At 48.9% G+C, this 17,519-nt stretch carries 18 protein-coding genes and 3 tRNA genes; 9 read left to right on the top strand and 12 right to left on the bottom strand.

Going from position 1 to position 17,519, the window contains the following annotated elements:
- The first annotated feature begins 21 nt into the window (after nucleotides 1-21).
- The 9 genes from uvrY (at nucleotide 22) to C0068_RS07780 (ending at nucleotide 7,315) form a co-directional block, all read left to right on the top strand.
- Nucleotides 22-666 (top strand): UvrY/SirA/GacA family response regulator transcription factor, encoded by a 645-nt coding sequence (gene uvrY, locus C0068_RS07820; RefSeq protein ID WP_103683933.1) that lies wholly within the window; start codon nucleotides 22-24, stop codon nucleotides 664-666.
- 18 nt (nucleotides 667-684) lie between these two features.
- Nucleotides 685-2,559: an excinuclease ABC subunit UvrC gene (gene uvrC, locus C0068_RS07815; protein ID WP_103683932.1), complete on the top strand. Its 1,875-nt coding sequence runs from the start codon at nucleotides 685-687 to the stop codon at nucleotides 2,557-2,559.
- A gap of 42 nt (nucleotides 2,560-2,601) precedes the next feature.
- Nucleotides 2,602-3,162, top strand: a complete 561-nt coding sequence (gene pgsA, locus C0068_RS07810) for a CDP-diacylglycerol--glycerol-3-phosphate 3-phosphatidyltransferase (RefSeq protein ID WP_103683931.1) — start codon at nucleotides 2,602-2,604, stop codon at nucleotides 3,160-3,162.
- 135 nt (nucleotides 3,163-3,297) lie between these two features.
- Nucleotides 3,298-3,373 (top strand) — tRNA-Gly (locus C0068_RS07805).
- Between the two features lie 218 nt (nucleotides 3,374-3,591).
- Nucleotides 3,592-3,665, top strand: a tRNA-Cys gene (locus tag C0068_RS07800).
- Between the two features lie 219 nt (nucleotides 3,666-3,884).
- Nucleotides 3,885-4,367: a hypothetical protein gene (locus C0068_RS07795; RefSeq protein ID WP_103683930.1), complete on the top strand. Its 483-nt coding sequence runs from the start codon at nucleotides 3,885-3,887 to the stop codon at nucleotides 4,365-4,367.
- A gap of 88 nt (nucleotides 4,368-4,455) precedes the next feature.
- Nucleotides 4,456-6,720 carry a CFI-box-CTERM domain-containing protein gene (locus C0068_RS07790; protein ID WP_158249938.1) on the top strand — a complete coding sequence of 755 codons (2,265 nt, stop codon included), beginning with the start codon at nucleotides 4,456-4,458 and terminating at the stop codon, nucleotides 6,718-6,720.
- Between the two features lie 142 nt (nucleotides 6,721-6,862).
- Nucleotides 6,863-6,949, top strand: a tRNA-Leu gene (locus C0068_RS07785).
- 189 nt (nucleotides 6,950-7,138) lie between these two features.
- On the top strand, nucleotides 7,139-7,315 hold the full coding sequence (locus tag C0068_RS07780) for a carbon storage regulator (RefSeq protein WP_103683928.1): 177 nt from the start codon (nucleotides 7,139-7,141) through the stop codon (nucleotides 7,313-7,315).
- Nucleotides 7,316-7,825: 510 nt separating this feature from the next.
- Here C0068_RS07780 and C0068_RS07775 read toward each other — a convergent pair.
- The 12 genes from C0068_RS07775 to C0068_RS19505 all read right to left on the bottom strand — a co-directional run.
- On the bottom strand, nucleotides 7,826-8,446 hold the full coding sequence (locus tag C0068_RS07775; protein WP_103683927.1) for a hypothetical protein: 621 nt from the start codon (nucleotides 8,444-8,446) through the stop codon (nucleotides 7,826-7,828).
- Nucleotides 8,443-8,793, bottom strand: coding sequence for a hypothetical protein (locus C0068_RS07770; RefSeq protein ID WP_146047854.1), 351 nt, complete (start codon nucleotides 8,791-8,793; stop codon nucleotides 8,443-8,445). The genes C0068_RS07775 and C0068_RS07770 overlap by 4 nt, the downstream gene beginning before the upstream one ends.
- A gap of 37 nt (nucleotides 8,794-8,830) precedes the next feature.
- A complete protein-coding gene (locus C0068_RS07765; protein WP_103683925.1) occupies nucleotides 8,831-10,222 on the bottom strand; it encodes a hypothetical protein in 1,392 nt (463 codons plus the stop codon).
- Nucleotides 10,219-10,569 (bottom strand): hypothetical protein, encoded by a 351-nt coding sequence (locus C0068_RS07760; protein ID WP_103683924.1) that lies wholly within the window; start codon nucleotides 10,567-10,569, stop codon nucleotides 10,219-10,221. The genes C0068_RS07765 and C0068_RS07760 overlap by 4 nt, the downstream gene beginning before the upstream one ends.
- 366 nt (nucleotides 10,570-10,935) lie before the next feature.
- Complete coding sequence (locus tag C0068_RS19555) at nucleotides 10,936-13,404, bottom strand: DUF3987 domain-containing protein (RefSeq protein ID WP_199176137.1); 2,469 nt, start codon at nucleotides 13,402-13,404, stop codon at nucleotides 10,936-10,938.
- A gap of 330 nt (nucleotides 13,405-13,734) precedes the next feature.
- Nucleotides 13,735-13,983 carry a helix-turn-helix transcriptional regulator gene (locus C0068_RS19435; protein WP_146047853.1) on the bottom strand — a complete coding sequence of 83 codons (249 nt, stop codon included), beginning with the start codon at nucleotides 13,981-13,983 and terminating at the stop codon, nucleotides 13,735-13,737.
- Between the two features lie 87 nt (nucleotides 13,984-14,070).
- Nucleotides 14,071-14,718 (bottom strand): hypothetical protein, encoded by a 648-nt coding sequence (locus C0068_RS07745; RefSeq protein ID WP_103683922.1) that lies wholly within the window; start codon nucleotides 14,716-14,718, stop codon nucleotides 14,071-14,073.
- A gap of 42 nt (nucleotides 14,719-14,760) precedes the next feature.
- Nucleotides 14,761-14,988 (bottom strand): hypothetical protein, encoded by a 228-nt coding sequence (locus C0068_RS07740; protein WP_103683921.1) that lies wholly within the window; start codon nucleotides 14,986-14,988, stop codon nucleotides 14,761-14,763.
- Complete coding sequence (locus C0068_RS07735) at nucleotides 14,985-15,191, bottom strand: hypothetical protein (protein ID WP_103683920.1); 207 nt, start codon at nucleotides 15,189-15,191, stop codon at nucleotides 14,985-14,987. Before C0068_RS07735 ends, C0068_RS07740 begins: the two co-directional genes overlap by 4 nt.
- Nucleotides 15,188-15,466, bottom strand: a complete 279-nt coding sequence (locus C0068_RS07730; protein ID WP_103683919.1) for a hypothetical protein — start codon at nucleotides 15,464-15,466, stop codon at nucleotides 15,188-15,190. The genes C0068_RS07735 and C0068_RS07730 overlap by 4 nt, the downstream gene beginning before the upstream one ends.
- Nucleotides 15,467-15,561: 95 nt before the next feature.
- Nucleotides 15,562-16,866 (bottom strand): site-specific integrase family protein, encoded by a 1,305-nt coding sequence (locus tag C0068_RS07725; RefSeq protein ID WP_199176136.1) that lies wholly within the window; start codon nucleotides 16,864-16,866, stop codon nucleotides 15,562-15,564.
- A 404-nt stretch (nucleotides 16,867-17,270) separates the two neighbouring features.
- On the bottom strand, nucleotides 17,271-17,519 hold a 249-nt coding region (locus tag C0068_RS19505; protein WP_158249937.1), incomplete at its 5' end, for a hypothetical protein.

The following is a 17,519-nucleotide window of genomic DNA, read 5'->3' as shown; positions in this document are numbered from 1 at the left end:
GCATTCGATGTGGGGTAGTACATGATCACAGTGTTAGTTGCCGACGATCACGCTATGGTGCGTGCCGGAATAGTGAGGATGTTAGAAGATGCCGATGGCATTTCTGTTATCGCGCAAGCTGCCAGCGGTGAAGAGGCTATAAGTAGCTGCCGAATTCTTCGGCCCGATGTGGTTTTAATGGATGTTCGAATGCCTGGGATTGGCGGCTTAGAAGCCACCCGTAAATTAAAACAAATCTCCCCAGAAACCCGTGTGATCGCATTAAGTGCCTATGATCAAGAGCCAATGCCCAGCTTGCTATTAAAAGCTGGCGCCTCCGCTTATGTAACAAAGGGTGCGTCTGAGCAAGAAATGGTGCTTGCGGTTCGTCAAGTAGCCAAGGGACAGCGCTATATAAGCCCTTGTGTTGCCCAAACAATGGCGCTGAGTCAGTTAAATGGTGACGATGGCTCACCCTTTGAGATGTTGTCTGAGCGAGAAATGCAAATAAGTTTGATGATTGCCAGTTGCCACAAGGTGCAAGATATTGCCGAAAATCTGCATATTTCGGCTAAAACGGTGAATAGCTATCGCTATCGCGTGTTTGAAAAGCTGAACATAAACGGCGATGTTGAGCTTACTTTATTGGCAATGCGTCACGGTTTGATTGATGCGCCTGAAGCGTAGTTGGCGGCGTGCAGTGGTATGAGTAGTACAAATAAAAACGCTAGCGGCCCCGCATTAGATCAAGGCGCCCCAGTGTTTGACTCCAAAACCTTCCTTAAAAACGTCACGGTAAAGGCGGGCGTTTACGTGATGCTGAACGCGGCGGCAGAGGTGTTGTACGTCGGTAAGGCTAAAAACCTACGCAATAGGTTGAGTAGTTATTTTCGCGCCAGTGGTCTAACCAGTAAAACTGTGGCGCTTGTGTCGCGGATTCAGCAGATTGAAGTTACCGTTACCGCTAGCGAGCGCGAGGCGCTATTGCTTGAACAAAACCTCATTAAGCAATACAAGCCGCCATACAATATTCTGCTTCGAGACGACAAATCCTATCCCTATATTTATTTAAGCACCGACCATAAGCATCCGCGCCTGAGCATCCATCGCGGTAGTAAAAAGGGCAAAGGCATGTACTTTGGGCCCTATCCGAGTGGGGCTGCGGTACGTGAAAGCCTTAGTTGGCTACAAAAGGTATTTCGCGTTCGTCAGTGCGAAGACAGCTATTACCGTGGTCGCAGCAGGCCCTGTTTACAGTACCAAATTGGTCGTTGTTCTGGGCCCTGTGTGAACGCAATTAGTGATGAAGAATACGCTTTAGATGTTAATCATACTCAGTTGTTTTTGAAGGGGAAAAGTGTCGATGTTAGCCGTGAGTTGGCCGATGAAATGGAGCGTTGTGCAAGTGCCTTAGAATTTGAAAAGGCAGCGGAGCTTAGGGATCGAATTGGCCATTTACAGCAGGTCCAGGCAAGCCAATGTATTGAGGGAGAAACCGGTGATATTGATATTGTCGCCGGGGTGATGGATGGCGGGACAGTATGCGTGCAATTGCTGTGCGTACGCGGTGGTCGGGTGCTGGGTAGTCGCAGCTATTTCCCAAAGAGTCAGCTAGAAGAATCCCTAGTTTCCCAATTGGAAGCCTTTGTTGCCCAGCACTATTTGATTGGTACTGGCAGTGTAGATATGCCAAGGGAAATTATTACAAATATTGCTCTCGACGACGCCGCTCTACTGGCTGGTGGTTTAAGTGAGCAGGCGGGCCGGCAGGTGAGTATCAGCCACAATGTTCGCAGCCATAGAGCTAAGTGGTTGAATTTGGCGATGACGGCTGCCGAACAGAATTTAGCAAATAGGCTCGCTTCGTCGGCGAGTAGTTTAAAGCGTTTTAAAGCCCTGCAAGCGGTGTTGGAGTTAGAGAGCAAGCCGGAGCGCATGGAATGTTTTGATATTAGCCATAGCAGCGGCGAAGCGACGGTTGCGTCCTGCGTAGTTTTTGACGGCAATGGCCCGCTAAAGTCTGATTATCGAAAAATGAATATTGAAGGCGTTGCCGCCGGCGATGATTATGCCGCTATGCACCAAGCACTCAGTCGTCGCTATAAACGGGTAAAAGCTGGCGAGATTGTGATGCCGGATATTTTGTTTATCGATGGCGGCAAGGGGCAGCTTAGTCAGGCCAAGCAGGTTATGGCGGAGCTGGGCATCGAAGGCCTGTTTATGGTGGGCGTTGCCAAGGGTTCCGATCGTCGCGCAGGCTTAGAGGTATTGATTCGTGGTGATAATGGTCGCGAAATTACACTCCCCGACAACAGTCCCGCGCTTCACCTTATTCAACATATCCGGGATGAATCCCACCGTTTTGCCATCACCGGCCATAAGGCGCGCAGAGATAAGGCGAGAAGACAGTCAAGCCTAGAGTCCATTCCCGGAGTTGGCGCAAAACGTCGTCGCGAGCTGCTTAGGCACTTTGGTGGGCTGCAGGGGGTAAAACAGGCTAGTGTTGAAGATTTGCAACGTGTGGCGGGTATTAGTGAGAAAATTGCCCTGCAAATTCACGAAGGCCTGCGCAGCGCTTAAAAACCGAATAGAATAGGCGGGACTGCCGCTGATGAGATCAATATGAATATACCCAACTCCCTTACCTTGTTCCGGATTGTCCTAATACCGGTGCTTGTGGCGTTATTCTATTGGCCCGAGGCGCACACCTATTTTTTAACGGCGGCGGTTTTTGCAGTCGCAGCGGGAACAGATTGGTTAGATGGTTATCTTGCCCGCAAATTGGGTCAGAGCACGGCGCTTGGGGCATTCCTTGATCCAGTGGCCGACAAGTTGATGGTTGCTGTCGCGCTGGCCCTGTTGATTGAGCGATACGATGCGGCGTGGTTTACCATTCCAGCGCTAATTATTATCGGTCGAGAAATCGTCATATCTGCGCTGCGGGAGTGGATGGCTGAACTAGGTAAGCGCACCAGTGTTGCGGTGTCGTATCTAGGTAAAATCAAAACAACAGCCCAAATGGTGGCGATTTTTGGTTGGCTATTGGTGTCACCAGACAGCGACGGCTATCTGTATTACGCCAATATTATTTGTTTATATACTGCTGCGGTGCTCACTTTATGGTCAATGGTGATTTATCTGCACGCCGCGTGGCCGGATTTACGCGATACCGCCAGTAATTAGAAAAAAATTACGTTAAATCAGCGACTTTCCTTGACAGGAAATTATCTCTGACTAGAATAGGCGCCTTCCTGAAGCACAGCTCAATGCTGAAAATCAGGCTTGAGAGATCAAGTAAAAACTCGAGGTATAAGTGACGCGGGAATAGCTCAGTTGGTAGAGCGCAACCTTGCCAAGGTTGAGGTCGGGAGTTCGAGCCTCCTTTCCCGCTCCAATATATCGCAGCGGAGCAGATCACCTGCGATGCAGTATGGCGCTGCGTTCCCTCTAGTGGATTGCAAACCAGTGCCTAAGGTAATGTGTATTACAAAGTGATTTAGGCGCGGTGGCAGAGTGGTCATGAAGCGGACTGCAGCTCCAGTGCCTACGGCGAGATTGAAAGAGCCGGCAACACCGGCGTACACAAGTAAATGTGTATTACAAAGTGACTTAGGCGCGGTGGCAGAGTGGTCATGCAGCGGACTGCAACTCCGTGTACGCCGGTTCGATTCCGACCCGCGCCTCCATTTCTCAAAGACTTTCCCAGTAAGCGGCTACTAACCGCAACTATTTCGCAACAATAAAACCCAACCACTGTCCACCGAAGCTATTTAATCTGTTTCCATATCGTTCCGGCGCAAACTCAACCGTGCCTGCTACGTAATCTCACTAGGTAAATCCCTTACATTGCAAATGAGCTGCAGTCGATATGCTTGTTATGAGTATGTCTGGGCTGGTGAATTGCTATGAGTAAATTCAGAGGGGTATTAATTGCGGTAGTCGACGTGGCGCTAATTGCTGTGGCATTTGGCGGATTATTACTTTCCTGTAGCAATCACGAGTCTGAGCGCCAAGCTGCAAAGCAAGATGCCGATGTGATTCAGCGCGTGGTATACCAATCCCCGCTGGATAGATTTTTGCGACTAGACGATACTTTGTGGCAGCAGGCGATACAAACACCAGGGTATTTTATCGACGCTGAAAAAGGCTTGCTGTTGGATATTCGCTATTGGGAGGAGAAAACCGATGCCATTATCGAAAAGATCCGTCAGGCGGGCTATAGCGTAGATTATATTAACCCTGCCAATCAGCGAATTTATTTGTGGGCGAAAAGTGCCGAGCAATTAATGGCGCTATCTAAAATATATGGGGTGAGCGTTGTTTCTATTAGCAGCTCTGCACCCAAAATGGCCGTGGCAATAAAGGTTTTTGATGAGTTTCAAAAATAAGACATCAATTGTTTGTTGTGTGCTGTTCCTGCTTTTTTCTGGGGGCGCTGTATGGGCGAGCGCTAATATTAAGCAGGCGGACAGAAAGTTGGGTGATTTTATCGCGAAGGTGGATAGCCACCTGAAGGCTATAGCCGTTAATAGTGCCAGTAGCGACATAGCCTCTCTTTCTCTAAAGCCCATTGTTGACAGTGCTGGGCCGATGGTGACTCGCCTTATTGGGGGCTTAGCAACTAGGGGTGTAGACGTTGAGTTGTTTTTAAATACAGCTGATGGCTTGCCCCAGTTTTTGGAGGAGCAGGGTATTGCTTTGTCCTTTCTCGCTAAGGATGGCAAGCGAGCAACCGTTCAAATTCGCAGTGCTGCAGATTTATCGCGTTTGTCCGAGAATGAAAGCATTCGAGAGATCCGCTATTTGCCGCCAACAATACTAAGAGTTGGCGCTGTGACCAGTCGAGCACCAAAAGCAATGCGCTCCGACTTGGCTGCGAGTGCGCTTGGTGTTGATGGTAGCGGGCAGACTATTGGTATTATTTCAGACAGCTTTGCGCAAACCTCAATTGTCCGCGACGGAAACACGGTGCCCGCACAGTTTGACGCGGGAATATTACAGGGGAGTCGGCAACAAGATAGCGGCGACCTTCCTGCTCTTATCTCGATATTGCGAGACGATGTGCCTGAAGGCACTGACGAAGGCGCCGCAATGGGGGAATTAATCCACGATGCGGCCCCCGGAGCGGCGATGATTTTTCATGCGGCTGGGCGGAGCAGGGCAGAAATGGCCGATGCGATAGATCAGCTTTGCGCGAATGGTCGTGCTGATATCGTGGTTGATGATATTTTGTTTCTCAATGAAAGCGCTTATCAAGACGATGTGCCCGCTTTGGCGGCGAGTAATTGTGTAAGCAAAGGCATTCCTTATTTAACGGCGGCAGGTAACGATCGAGACCAAGCCTATCGCTATGTTTACAGAGACTTAGTGGCGAATATTGACGAGCCTGGTCTTAGTCGATTTCCCAGTGGTAATGATTTACATAATTGGAGTAATAGCGGGGAGGATGCATTTTTAGAGTTGCGTATTCCCGCTAACTCAACTGTTTACGCAGTACTTATCTGGAATCAACCAAACAGCTCGATAAATTCTGCCAATGGCGCACAGATTGATTTGGATTTGTACGCAACGAGGGCGGAATCCGTCGCTGCATTAAACCCGTCCTCTCGTCATTTTTATGCCCGCAGCAGCGACGAACAGGGTACGACCGGAAACCCGAGGGGAGATGCGTCGGAAGTTGTCATACTGACCTCCGGTGCTTCACCTGAGACGTTTTACCTTGCTGTAGAGCACTTTGATGGTAGTCAGGGTGACATTCCTCAGCAAAGCGGCGTACCCCTAGAGTTTCGCTTGTTGTTGACTGGCGATGAGCTGGTGAGTGTGGAATACGATTACAACGGGCCGTCAGTGTGGGGGCATTCAACTGCGCGGGGCGTTGCGAGTGTCGCAGCGGTTCCGTGGTGGGAGTCGCCTGAATATCGACCTGAAGCCTATGACACTATCGAAATTGACCCAGAGCCCTTCAGTTCGCGTGGTGGTGATATCACTATTCAGTTTGATAGTAATGGGCAATACGCGCCGCAAACACGATCAGCTCCTCATTTTGCCGCTATCGATGGTAATAATAATACGGTGCTGGGGTCGTCGGTAGTGCCCTCAGAAGCCGGCGAGCCAGACAATTTTCTAAACTTTTATGGTACTTCGGCGGCGGCACCAAACGCGGCAGCGGTATTTGCGCTATTCAAAGAAGCGTATGCAGGGGTTAGTCCGGAGCAATTGATTGCGTCAGTAACAAACACCGCAATCGACGTAAAAGGTTTTCGGGCCAGTGAGGGCAAAGACGATGTAACGGGAAGTGGCTTAATTAACGCTGAGGCTGCTGCAAGTTATTTGGCGTCTTTAATCGGGGCTGACCCGATCCCCCTTGCAACTCCCGCATCGACGCAAGCAACGCCTTCGTCGCGCAATGGCGGGGGTGGAGCATGCTTTATTGCGACTGCCGCCTATGGCAGCTATTTAGCTCCTGACGTTAAAATTCTGCGTGAATTTCGTGACAAGGTGTTGTTGCCCTATAAGTGGGGGCAGGCATTTGTCGCAGCCTATTACCGGTATTCGCCGCCAATTGCAGATCGCATTGCGAGCTCTGACGCTCTGCGTTTAGCGACCCGAATCAGCCTAAGCCCTTTGGTTTATGGATTAAAATACCCCTTTGTCGCAATGCTGCTATTAGCCTCAGGATTGCTAGTTTTGGTACGTAGACGCGACGCCCACAAAGTTAAGCTGCAAAAAGTGGCAGCTTAAACTGTAATTAACTGATCTAAGCCGTTGATTTTTTAGGACAGTATAAGTAGACTGCGAACGCTTTTTTAGCACTACCGCATAAGCAGTTTCGGCGTATTTTTCCGCGTCCTGCATATCACATTGGCCTACGCCAAACCCCTTAGCCCGGGTGGTGAAATCGGTAGACACAGGAGACTTAAAATCTCCCGACAGCAATGTCGTGCCGGTTCAAGTCCGGCCCCGGGCACCACTCTCCTTGATAGTGTTTACTAACCACCCTCAAATATGTAGCAAATATGTAGCAGCTTAGAATAAATTAATCTAAGCAATTTATTTCCAATCTCCCGCTGAATTGTCTTTAGTCAGTCTCGATCTGTTTAATCAATCCGCTATCTAGTGCTATTCTTTGGCTTGGACTAACGATAAAGAGGCAAAGGATATGCTTACAATCACGCGCCGTTCTGGCGAGTCGTTCCAGATAGATGAAGACATCGTCGTTCACATTCGGCAAATTAATGGCGGCCAAGTTCGGGTATCAATTGACGCTCCCGAGTGGGTGAAGGTTCTTAGGTCTGAATTGCTAGATAGTGAAGACGATCGCCAGAGTGACGGCTAATACTTCTGGATCTTAAATCCGAAAGGGTCAGTTTTCAAAAGGCACCCTTAAAAGGGCCGGTTCTCGGAATTGTAAACTAGACAAAATTGTCCAGTTTGGAGCTCGGCTTTCAACTGTGCATATCTGCATAGTTTCTAAATACCGTGATGCCGGTAGTTTGCCCGTGTGACGATGTGCATATCTGCATATCGGGTTGGGCTAAGGGTAAATCTACATTTTGGGCTCTCAAGCTGCTTGCTTCCCGCCTGTACTGCTGTAATTACGGAAAATCCCACCTTTGAGCTGGTGGCTGATTGCCTCGCGCGCGTACTACTGCAAAGCGGGAATTCCCGCTTAGCTAAAGAAGAGGATTTTAGGGCTAGGCGTAAAAAAGCCCCAATTAAGGGGCTTAGTACCAGTTCACCGCCATCTGCAAAGGAGGCCTCGCGGCACTGGCTGCCGGTGATGTTACCCGCGCTCTAAACCGGCGGTACGCGGCACCACCATAGGTAGTGCGCTGACAGTTATAAGTTAAAGGGATTGGCCTAAATGCCCTTGCGAGAAGGTTATTCCTAACTCCTCGGAGTGGTCGCAATGCCGCCCAAATACCCGCGTTCTCAAGTGTTCGGCCCAAGGTGCAAACGCTCGGATACGTTCAGCAAGTCGAGGCTTGGGTGTTGCTGGTATATGCCCGCCACGAATAGCTATGCTTCTGGCTGTGACTACTGCGTTATACGCTGAATCAAACTCCTGTAGCTGCGTGTTTAGCCGGTCGCGTGTTGACTCGATGGCTGTCATTCGTGATTCAAGGTCTTTAAGCATTGCAGGTATGCTTTCCGCTGCTTCCTTGTGAGAGGCCGAATCAAGGCGGTTCCGAATGGCTTGGCGCTGCATGTCTAGCTGTTCAGCCTCGATTGAGAGATCCGCATACTCGTTTTCGATGGCGCGAACATCATCAGGTGTGCCGCTGATTAAAGCCTTGCGGCGTTCGGGGCCTGCTTCGCCGCCATGCTTACCAACTGGCTTAATAGCAGCTAAGCGAGCAGATACCTCTCTCCGTCGTGTATCTATCTGATTTTGTATATCAAGATATTGGGCAGAGGTTAGGTCTGTAGACAATGCGTCTGCAATTACTTGGCGTAATTCGTTCATGCTGGGTTTCTCCATTGATTGTAGTAGTTGCCGCTAGTTAGATCATTAACATAACTGTCGTATGCGTCCTGCTTTGAGCATTGCTCGTGTGTTGCGGCGTGGTGGTCGCGGATAGCGTCTTGCCGATCTTGTTCACGCTGCGCTGAATTAGACATAATCTCCTGCTGAATTTGGTCGATGCTATCCATCATGATTAGGCTAACGCTGACCTTGCCGCCATCGGGGATGATGTCGCCATACAGCCGCGCCTCATCAATGCGCCTTTCGTTGTGCTTTTTCTTGCGATGGTAATTCCCGCTCTCTAAATCGTTTACATAATCGTTGTATGCTTGGTCTGCTAAGTTCATAGGTGTTACCTCAAAGGTTAAGTATTGGTGATCCTGTTCATGAAACATTGGCGAGGGTGTACCTGGAACGCTTGGCATTGGTCGCCACCAATCCGGCCATAGCGTTTGCTCTGTCATCATGTCCGCCGCTTGGGTGGTCGATACTGTCGCGCCCTGAGCGGCTAGTGCGGCGCTCTAGGTTGGTTAGTTGGTTGGTAAGGATGGTGTCGGGTGGCAGCTCTACGCGCCCACTGTTAAGCATGGGTAGGCAATCGACATATAAATCGCTCTTTGCTTTCTCACTATGGTTTAGCGTAATGCCGTGCTTCTTAAATTCATCGGCAGGCCATGAGCCAGCGTAGCGGTCGCCAATAATGGAGCTGACCTTGTAGGCTTTGAATAGCTGCGCATACTCGGCAACGATTGCGCTTGGTGTGCCTTTTAAACCGCGTACAACATCAACAATGGTGACATCGCCTTCATGGTGTCCAATGGCCATAGTGAACTCATCCTGTCCACCACCTGCTGGATCGGCAAAACCGAAATATCGAAACTTGTTGTTGTATGGCAATTCAAGCGGGCTGGTTCGGGTGCATGACTCAATTACTTCGCGGCTAATGAAGGCTTCAAGGTCTGAGCGAAATTCTCCTAGCCATTCAGACTTGGCGGCTTCTGGGTCGTCACGTAAGGCGTCGTAAATAATCTGCGGGTCAAGAGTTGGGTTAAAATCTAATGTGCTGCCTTTGATGTACAGGGTGGTGCTGTCGCGGCCGTAGTGATCCTGATGCATTGAATACAGCAATCCACGCTTTGCGTAAGGGCTGCTAATGAGGATCACCATACCGCCGAGTGTTGCAAGCCCCGGTACGGCGGCGCGATAAATTTCTACGTCTGGATTGGCGCTATTATCAGTTCTGAAAAAGGCGCATTCGTCTAGTATTAATGCTAGTAATGTCCGTCCACGTACGGCGCGAAAGCTTGCGGTATTAACCTCGATCCGAGTGCGATTTGAAAATTCTATGCACTCGCTGTCTTGCCGAATTACCATTGAGCGAAGGACTGGGGATTGCTCAACCATCCCCGCCGCGTATTGCATAGCGATTTTTGATTGATTGCGGTCTGGTGAGATAACAGCGACAACAGCAGATTCGCCGGGGCTTAGTCTCGATTGTATGCGCTCGCTGCTGCCTTCTATTGCGCATATATACAAGGCCACGCTCATTACTGTTTCGGTTTTAGCATTACGGCGCCCTATACCTATTGCAAGTGCGTTTACTCGCTTTTTTGGTGGGTTTCGGCCACCGGCTACCTTCTTAAAAAAAGATGTTTGGTCGTCAGTAAGTGGCAACCCATAAGCTGCTGTGAGTACGGTTCGCATCGGTTGGCGGCTTTCGCCTTGAAAGGTATCCCCCATTAATTCGGGGGTATCGATGAACTGAATGTAGTTCATTGCGCGACCCTGTCGACTAGATCCTTCAGGCTTACGTCGCGGGCTTGTTTGCGTAGTCCTAGCTTCATCAGGATGCCTTGTAGGCTGTTCGATGCTGCCGTTACCTTGCCCACGTCATATTCGCCACCATTAGCCATTTTGGCGTTCTCTTGCCTTAGCCAGTATTGAAGCCATAAAGCCTGTTCGACTAGGGCGCGTTGCGAATAGCTCAAGACTCCATCGCCGCCTAGGTGGTTGGTCATTTCTAGGTAGTTGGCGCGCATTGTTTGGGCGAGTTCGGTACGTCCGTCTAGATCCTTAATCCAGTTACCGGATAACTTATGTGGTGGTTCTTGTATCTTGCTCATAAGTGCTGGTATCTCTGTTGTTTGTTAGGTCTAATTTAATAAGATGCTACATATATGCTACATATTATTAGGCGTACTAACAAATGGTGCTTGTATAGTAGATTAATACTGATTAATACGGGTGATTACAAATCTCCTGTGTTACAAAAGTTTAATGTAAAATCAGGTAATTTAGGGCGTGATAGGGGTGTGGGGTTTTGGTTATCCAGTTCGGACGCAACCACTCTAGCCAGTCTTTGCGTGCTTAATGTCGCCTTTGTCGTATGCGTGCACGTAAGAGAGTCAGCATTTCTATATTTTTTATTATAAATAGTCGCTTTTCTTCTATCTGTTACGCGCGCACGTACGACATTTTCGACAATCATGTTATCTACCTATTTCTGCCATCATCGCCGACACTTCCGCTCTGCGTTCTCGCTCTATCTTTGCGTGTTCGGTGAATAGCGTGTGCACTTTAGGGTTTACTAGGTAGGCTGATGGTTTGCCTTTTTCGTTTATCTTGCCGGGGTCTGGTTGTATCCAGCTAAACGCTTCTAGTCGGTCAAGGGTTTGCTCTAGTTCCCAGGGCTTCATTTTCCGCGTGGCCTTCATATACCGGTCAAGGTCTCGTTTAACAGTGAACCTTTCCCAGTTTCTAGCTAGTAGTAGTGAAGCAATGTTGCGGGCGTTTTCTTCCGCTGGGTCTAGGTCGTGGTAAAACCTAACCGCGTGGGGGAGAAGTACACGCCACATTAAGTTGGCAACTTGTTGCGCTGTTTTGCCGCTAACTGGCTGGCTTGTCGGGTGCGTAAATTCTTCTGCCATTTCTAAGCAGTGAAATACCAGTAGCAGGCGGGCATAGATCCCTTGCCATTTACCCATTGCAGCCGTTAAAAACTTATTTGGAAGGCTTACTGTTGCGTTGTGCAACTTCTCGTTCAGGGCCTCTCTAATGAGCTGTGCTGGCTCCGAAAGAGTAACGGGCTTACTGCTAGGCATCAGACCGGCTAATTGCTCCAGTGAGCCCCTGTATTCGTCCAGCGTGGTCAGGTTTGGGCTTATATCCTTATCTAGTTTTGCCGGGTCTGCGAACACCAATAAAAACCGCTGGATCATTCCGTCGTGGTTGGTGTTGTGGGCGTAGTTTTGCACGACTTGGGGCTGAATGCCGCCTAGTACGCAAGTGCTCCAGTTGTCCACGAAAGTAGAGCCTCGGCCTATACGATCAATTGCTTTAGGCCCTCCATTGAATGCTTCTAGCCATGCTGCTCGATCTTTGCCCGCACCGTTTTTATAGGCGTCCATTGAGGTCAGCCAGCCGGTCAGCTCGTCTTGATAACTGAGAATGCCGCGCGGTTCTGACTTGCTCAAAATGTCGCCTAACTTCTCGACGGTTATGTCGTTAACGATTAGGCGCTTTTCAATCGGACGGTCTGGTAGGTCGTCGCCTTTTTGTACCGCATCACAATCTTTTTGCCACTCGTAGAGGGCTTTGGCGGTTTCAGTTCTCCACCGTTGGTCGATCTTGAAAAGCGGCTTCATCGCTTTGGATATTCCTGGGCTTTTTTTGGTCGATGGATCTCCGATTATTGCCACCCAAAGACGCGCGCTTTCTGTCCATGTCGGGTCGTTTCGTTTTGGCTGTATTTTTATCCGGTCATCGATACAGCTTGCAGCCGCACAAATTGCGCTCATACCAATGACGGCGGGATCTACCCCGATTAGGGTTGATTGGTCGGTGGCATAGTCGGCAATTACTTTAGGGAGTAATCCAATAGGAAAGGGCGGCGGCACAAACTTATTGAACAAGTCGAGCGGTTGGTCGTCCTTTGTTTCATTGTTCGTTTTTACCTGCTGTATTTCCGCTTTCTTTTTAACATGCTCCATTTGCCGGTGCTTTTGTCCGTCGGGGTCTAGCTTCGCCGCTTCTTCCTTAATCATGGTCGTTTCATCACCGCCATATTGCAGGGTGCAAAGCACGTCAGCGGCGTCGAGGGCGTGGCCATCATGGTTTAGGTTTGAAAGCGGGTCTGTGGTGCCGTGGTGGCTGTATAGGCGCTCTTTCTCGCCATCTAATATGTAAACGCCAGCGGTTCCCGTTGTGCTTTGAGGCGCAAGATACGCGCTCCCTTGGCGTCGGTAGCCGTTGCACTCTAGTAGTTCGCGCAATGAGTAAGCACCACAGATTAGGCTAATAATACTGCCATTCTGAGTATCTACGGGGCGGGGCTTTAGTAGCGACCGCTGCGCAGATTGCGCTTGTTGTTGCTGGTGGTCGGCAAACTCTCTGAAACATGCTTTTACTAAAGCTGCAGAATTATCCAGCGGATCTAGTTTTAGCCGGTCTGTGTGGTCGATGACTTCATAAGGCGCGTCTTTTGTCAGCTTGTTAGGCGCGTAAAGCACTTGCTGAATAGGTGTCTGGCCTTTGTCAGTATCGAAAAGTAGGGCGGCGCCAATGGCGAGGCCGGTGTATCGTTCTGCGTCTACTGGTTGGACGAAGGGAATTAGAACCTTCCACCGTGGAGCGGCTGGCTCATTCTTTTTTCGTTGCATGTGGCTTGACGTAGTCCATGCGAGATAGGCCACGTCTAACGGGTCGTAGATTGCTCGGATCGCTTCGCCGGTTCTGTTGTCGTTGTCATGATCGAGAATTAAGGCGTAATACTGCGACAGTTGTGCAACGTCTTTCGTTTTGGCGCTGGCTTTGTAGGGTGTCAGAGCTGCAGCGTCGGCTTTAGGGCCAACGGTAGGCGAGACTGCCAAACTAACCACCTCAGAAAGGCTAATTGCTTTGGCTGGTGTCGTGTTATTGATTCGACTATAGAGCGGGAAAAGAGGCGTGTTATTGTTCATCAGCACCCCCGATCTCTACAAGCTCCCATTGATGCACTGGGGAAGGTACGCCAAAGCGATTAATTATTCGGGGGTGTGGTTCTGTGCAAATAAGGCGAAGGCCAACTTTGCCAAGCCTTGCATTAGCTTTCTTGGCCGCGTGGGATACATTGCCAACTGCGCACCGATGGGCTATGTGATGTGTCAGGGCGCATGGGTTTTCAAGAATAAAAAAAGTAATGCGGTGCGCTTGTCCATTTAGCCCAAGGCTGGCTATTTTGCTATACTGTGTGCGTGTGTTTGTTTGAGTGGTCGTGCCTTTGGTGCGGCCATTTTTTTTGTTCATTTATTTTAACCCTCGCTGGTGTTCTGGCGAAGATTGCTTGCTATGTAGTCGGCAACATCGGAAGGGCGGTACCTAACGGATGAACCGAGTTTTACAAATACTGGCCCGCGTCCTTGTATTCGGTCTTTGCGGATTTTGTAAACGCTTTGCCCTGTGACTTCGGAGAGCTGATGCTCGTCAAGTAGTTTAGGGACTATGATGTAGCCATCTGCGGGGTTGCTTAGGCCAGTGGATTGGGGTGCCTGTGTTGACATGTTGTGTACCTCGCTTGATACAGATTAGTAACGAGGTTCTTATTAAAATGGTTGGATTTTCTTGGCTTAGCCATCGGGACTAATTGGTTATTTTTTGTTCGATTTTGGGTTTCTTGTTTCAGAAAGTAGATTCTCAAAAGTTTTAAATGAAATACCGTTTGGCAACCCGTCGCACCGAATTACTGAGCTGTCGCATGTGCGTGAAGGGCCTTCCTCTATTGGGTTGAGGCCATCAAAATCCAATCTTGCAAAATACTCGGGCCATAACTCCTTGGCCGGTATCGGCCCCCACACATCCTTGCGTGCAGCCAAATCAATGATAATTTGGTTTCTGACTTCTCTAGTTTCGCTTGCCCATCGGCTTTTTAGGCCTTTATATCCTGCGGATCGCCTAACCTCAGTGATTTCAAGCGTTCTATTATCGTATTTTTCAAGGCGGGTAAGCTCCATTGCCTCTTTTAGCTTTGTGTAGTCATCAATGATTCTAATTAGATGGAATTTAACTTGCTTTAAGTCGCCAGCCTTCATGAGCGCTGTAGCGGCGCCGATAAATTTTGGTAAGAGGCTAAGCTGGGCTTGTAGTTCCGGCGGTGCTAGCTCGTACTCTTCATTAATTCGGGTGAATATTTTATTTATTTCTGTATCAGCGGGTAGATGGGTTTGTTCTGCCCTGATCAAAATGCTTTCTGCGTGGTTAGTCCAAATTTTACGGATGGCTTCATATTTGGTTTGCATGGTTCGTCCCGCTTTGCCCCCTCGCGGGGGCGGTGGTGGTTCCTATTTGAGAGAAATTTCTATCTGGCCGATTAAACGCTTTTGTCTCCTTGCAAGGTCAACAATCATGCTGGCGGCTTCATAGGCGTCTGCACTACTTAACTCCAAGTCGCCGCCTTTTTCATTGTCGATACCAAGAACAACAACTTTAGATAACGTTTCAATTCTCTCGGCAATACTACCGGCTTCATCAATTACGGATGCTGATGATACTTTTGCGACTTGTTTCATAGCAGAGCCTCCTTTGCGTTCTTTTCGTGAGCCGCATTAATGTAATCGAACATTTCCGCACCTTTCCCACCATCGGCGATAAGCTCAAGCAACCGCTTGTCTTTAGCCAAAATAAGCTTCATTCCGGTTAGCAGGATTGGGAGCCTATCTTCAGGAACTTCCGCTAGTAGCTCTTTGAACTCATTTTTTCTATTCGTGTTCATAGCTGTGACTCCTCTAAATACTTCTTCTCGCTTGCCGTGAAAAACATATTGTTTGCTATTTCAGTTAACCAGACTGCACCATAGAGGCATGAGGCTAGGCTTTGCGCGTCATCATCAGAGCTTTCAAATAACTTGTTTGCGGCCTGCTTAATTTGCTCTATGGCGCATCCTAGTACCGCGAACCCATCATCAAAGAGATCGCCTCCCGACATATTTGGGTCGAAATTGATTCCGCCAGGGAGGCGGTTTGTTTTGGTATCATTACTGGTAGTCATAGATTGAACTCCTGTGTAGTTCATTTTGTGATTAGGGGCTTTCAGTGTTCCCGCACTGGTGGCCCCGTTTATTTACGCCGTATGGCGCAAATTCTTCATTGGGCAGCTTGCCCGTTAATCGGTATAACTTTGCCGGTTTGCTCTTTGCCTTCCAGCATTGAGAGCAGCATTTGCAGTGCTTCTAGCTTCTCGTCGTGAAATTTGTATTTTTGGTAGTGCTTAGCCTGAACGCCGCCCAAACCGTGACTTAATAGGTGCCCAAGCACGTTTTCAGGTACGCGATACGGGCTAGCTGTTAAGCGAGTTTCAATCGTTGCGCGGATGGAGCCAGGTGTAAAATGGCCGTTTTCAAGTTCTTCTGCAGCTTCCATAGCTTTGCGAATCATAATCACACCATTCCGAATGTAAGTGTCAGATACCGGAGATATGCCACCGTTGCATGAAAAGACGTAGAGGCCGCTGCCAGCTAAATTGTCAATTGCGGTTAAAGCTTCGGGGAGCAGGGGAAATACGTGTTTATATGGCGTGGTTCGTCGCCCTTTGTAGTCGAGCATTGTGGCCGTAGCTGAATCGCGGTCTATGTCGGGTAGTGTGATACGTCGTAATTGGTCTATTCGTTGCCCGCCGCTGAGAACGTGTAGCATCATTATTGAACGGCGCGGCTCAGGGAAAGCCTTTGCATGCTTCCAGTAGGCGCGGAACTCTGCCACTGATAAAGCTCTGTCCCTCGCGTTACTTGATCCCTCGACCTTTTCAATATCGGCACACGGATTGATTTTAATGTCGGCAATACGTAAGCCCTCGGGGTAGCGGCGTTTTCCTCTGGCATTAATCGCTTTTCTGAATGCTGTCTTCATGTAAGCGCGGATCTTATCGGCTTGCCGCTTCTTACCCTCTGATTCGATGGCCTCTATTATCCGGTCGCAGTCATCAGGAGTGATCTGGTTCGCGGGTTTTTTCCATAGGCGAGGGTAGGCGGTTTCAATATCTTTTTTGATCGCGCGTTTTACTTTGGCTGCGCTAACTTTGCCCTCCGATTCCATCCACTCACAGTAGCCCAGCATCATATTTCCGAACGTGGCGCCGACTGAGCCTTCTACTTTCTGAATGCGTGGATCTTCGCCGCTGGCAATCTTTAATAGCCAAAGCTTGGCGACCTTTCTAGCCGCCTCTGCGGAGAATGTAGGGTACTTCCCTATGGTGGCTTTAATTGTTTGGCCCTTGAGTCGATCCTGAATGAAGAACGTGCACGCGGGCTCTCTGACACCATCAACAACACGACCAGGATTGACGCGAACACCAAAACCTTTTTGGGCATCGTCCCAGTAAACGACCTGTTTTCCGTCTTCGGAATCTAGGCTTTTTAGGAATGTATTGTTTATCTTTACCTTACGCGACACGGTAATCTCCTGTGTTGCTTCCATAGAAATATGTAGCAAATATGTAGCAACTTGCGTATTAATCAGTATTAACACAGGGGATAATATTGCAGAAAAATCCTTTAAAAACAATAGTCGTATTGCTACATATTAAAAGGTACAAACAGGAAAGGGGGACTTAAAATCTCCCGACAGCAATGTCGTGCCGGTTCAAGTCCGGCCCCGGGCACCAATAAAATTAATTAGTTACAAAGATATCCTCTTGGGGAGTTACTGCGTGTTTTGATAATGTAGGCGCAGTGTAGGCAGTATTCTCTATGTTTAACGTGGTTTCACTGTATAAGAACAAAATACTGGCTCTACCCCATTAACGGGGATAATCATCAAACTGTAGTGCTCAAGTAAAACTGGCCACGGTTTAGTGGCTAATCCAATACTGCCCCCTCGGCTGCATTGGGGCTTAAACCACGGTTATGTTGATGTGGTCTTGTTTGGCTGTAATAACCAACAAGGTATTCCGTAATTGATTGCTGAGTATCGGTAATTAAGGTCGGGGCCGAGCGGTCAGACACAATCGCAGTAAGTGCGTTAACCTTACTTGCAGCCTGAGCAGCGCTGGCACCAAGTAAGCTAAAAAAGGCGCTTAGCAAAAATACAATGGAGTAGAGCTTGGA

The sequence above is a fragment of the Zhongshania marina genome (assembly GCF_002915595.1).
GTDB classification, from domain to species: Bacteria; Pseudomonadota; Gammaproteobacteria; order Pseudomonadales; family Spongiibacteraceae; genus Spongiibacter; species Spongiibacter marinus_B.
The sequence above is the reverse complement of the archived record's forward strand: the minus strand, read 5'-3'. Positions and strand labels throughout refer to the sequence as shown.

What these genes read in the sequence shown, in the direction of transcription:
- C0068_RS07730 (WP_103683919.1), bottom strand. Translation starts at nt 15,466, where the DNA reads ATGACTACCAGTAATGATACCAAAACAAACCGCCTCCCTGGCGGAATC.
- uvrY (WP_103683933.1), top strand. Translation starts at nt 22, where the DNA reads ATGATCACAGTGTTAGTTGCCGACGATCACGCTATGGTGCGTGCCGGA.
- C0068_RS07770 (WP_146047854.1), bottom strand. Translation starts at nt 8,793, where the DNA reads ATGAACTTAGCAGACCAAGCATACAACGATTATGTAAACGATTTAGAG.
- C0068_RS19435 (WP_146047853.1), bottom strand. Translation starts at nt 13,983, where the DNA reads ATGTCAACACAGGCACCCCAATCCACTGGCCTAAGCAACCCCGCAGAT.
- C0068_RS07760 (WP_103683924.1), bottom strand. Translation starts at nt 10,569, where the DNA reads ATGAGCAAGATACAAGAACCACCACATAAGTTATCCGGTAACTGGATT.
- C0068_RS19555 (WP_199176137.1), bottom strand. Translation starts at nt 13,404, where the DNA reads ATGAACAATAACACGCCTCTTTTCCCGCTCTATAGTCGAATCAATAAC.
- C0068_RS07740 (WP_103683921.1), bottom strand. Translation starts at nt 14,988, where the DNA reads ATGAAACAAGTCGCAAAAGTATCATCAGCATCCGTAATTGATGAAGCC.
- C0068_RS07745 (WP_103683922.1), bottom strand. Translation starts at nt 14,718, where the DNA reads ATGCAAACCAAATATGAAGCCATCCGTAAAATTTGGACTAACCACGCA.
- C0068_RS07735 (WP_103683920.1), bottom strand. Translation starts at nt 15,191, where the DNA reads ATGAACACGAATAGAAAAAATGAGTTCAAAGAGCTACTAGCGGAAGTT.
- C0068_RS07765 (WP_103683925.1), bottom strand. Translation starts at nt 10,222, where the DNA reads ATGAACTACATTCAGTTCATCGATACCCCCGAATTAATGGGGGATACC.
- C0068_RS07775 (WP_103683927.1), bottom strand. Translation starts at nt 8,446, where the DNA reads ATGAACGAATTACGCCAAGTAATTGCAGACGCATTGTCTACAGACCTA.
- C0068_RS07795 (WP_103683930.1), top strand. Translation starts at nt 3,885, where the DNA reads ATGAGTAAATTCAGAGGGGTATTAATTGCGGTAGTCGACGTGGCGCTA.
- pgsA (WP_103683931.1), top strand. Translation starts at nt 2,602, where the DNA reads ATGAATATACCCAACTCCCTTACCTTGTTCCGGATTGTCCTAATACCG.
- C0068_RS07780 (WP_103683928.1), top strand. Translation starts at nt 7,139, where the DNA reads ATGCTTACAATCACGCGCCGTTCTGGCGAGTCGTTCCAGATAGATGAA.
- uvrC (WP_103683932.1), top strand. Translation starts at nt 685, where the DNA reads ATGAGTAGTACAAATAAAAACGCTAGCGGCCCCGCATTAGATCAAGGC.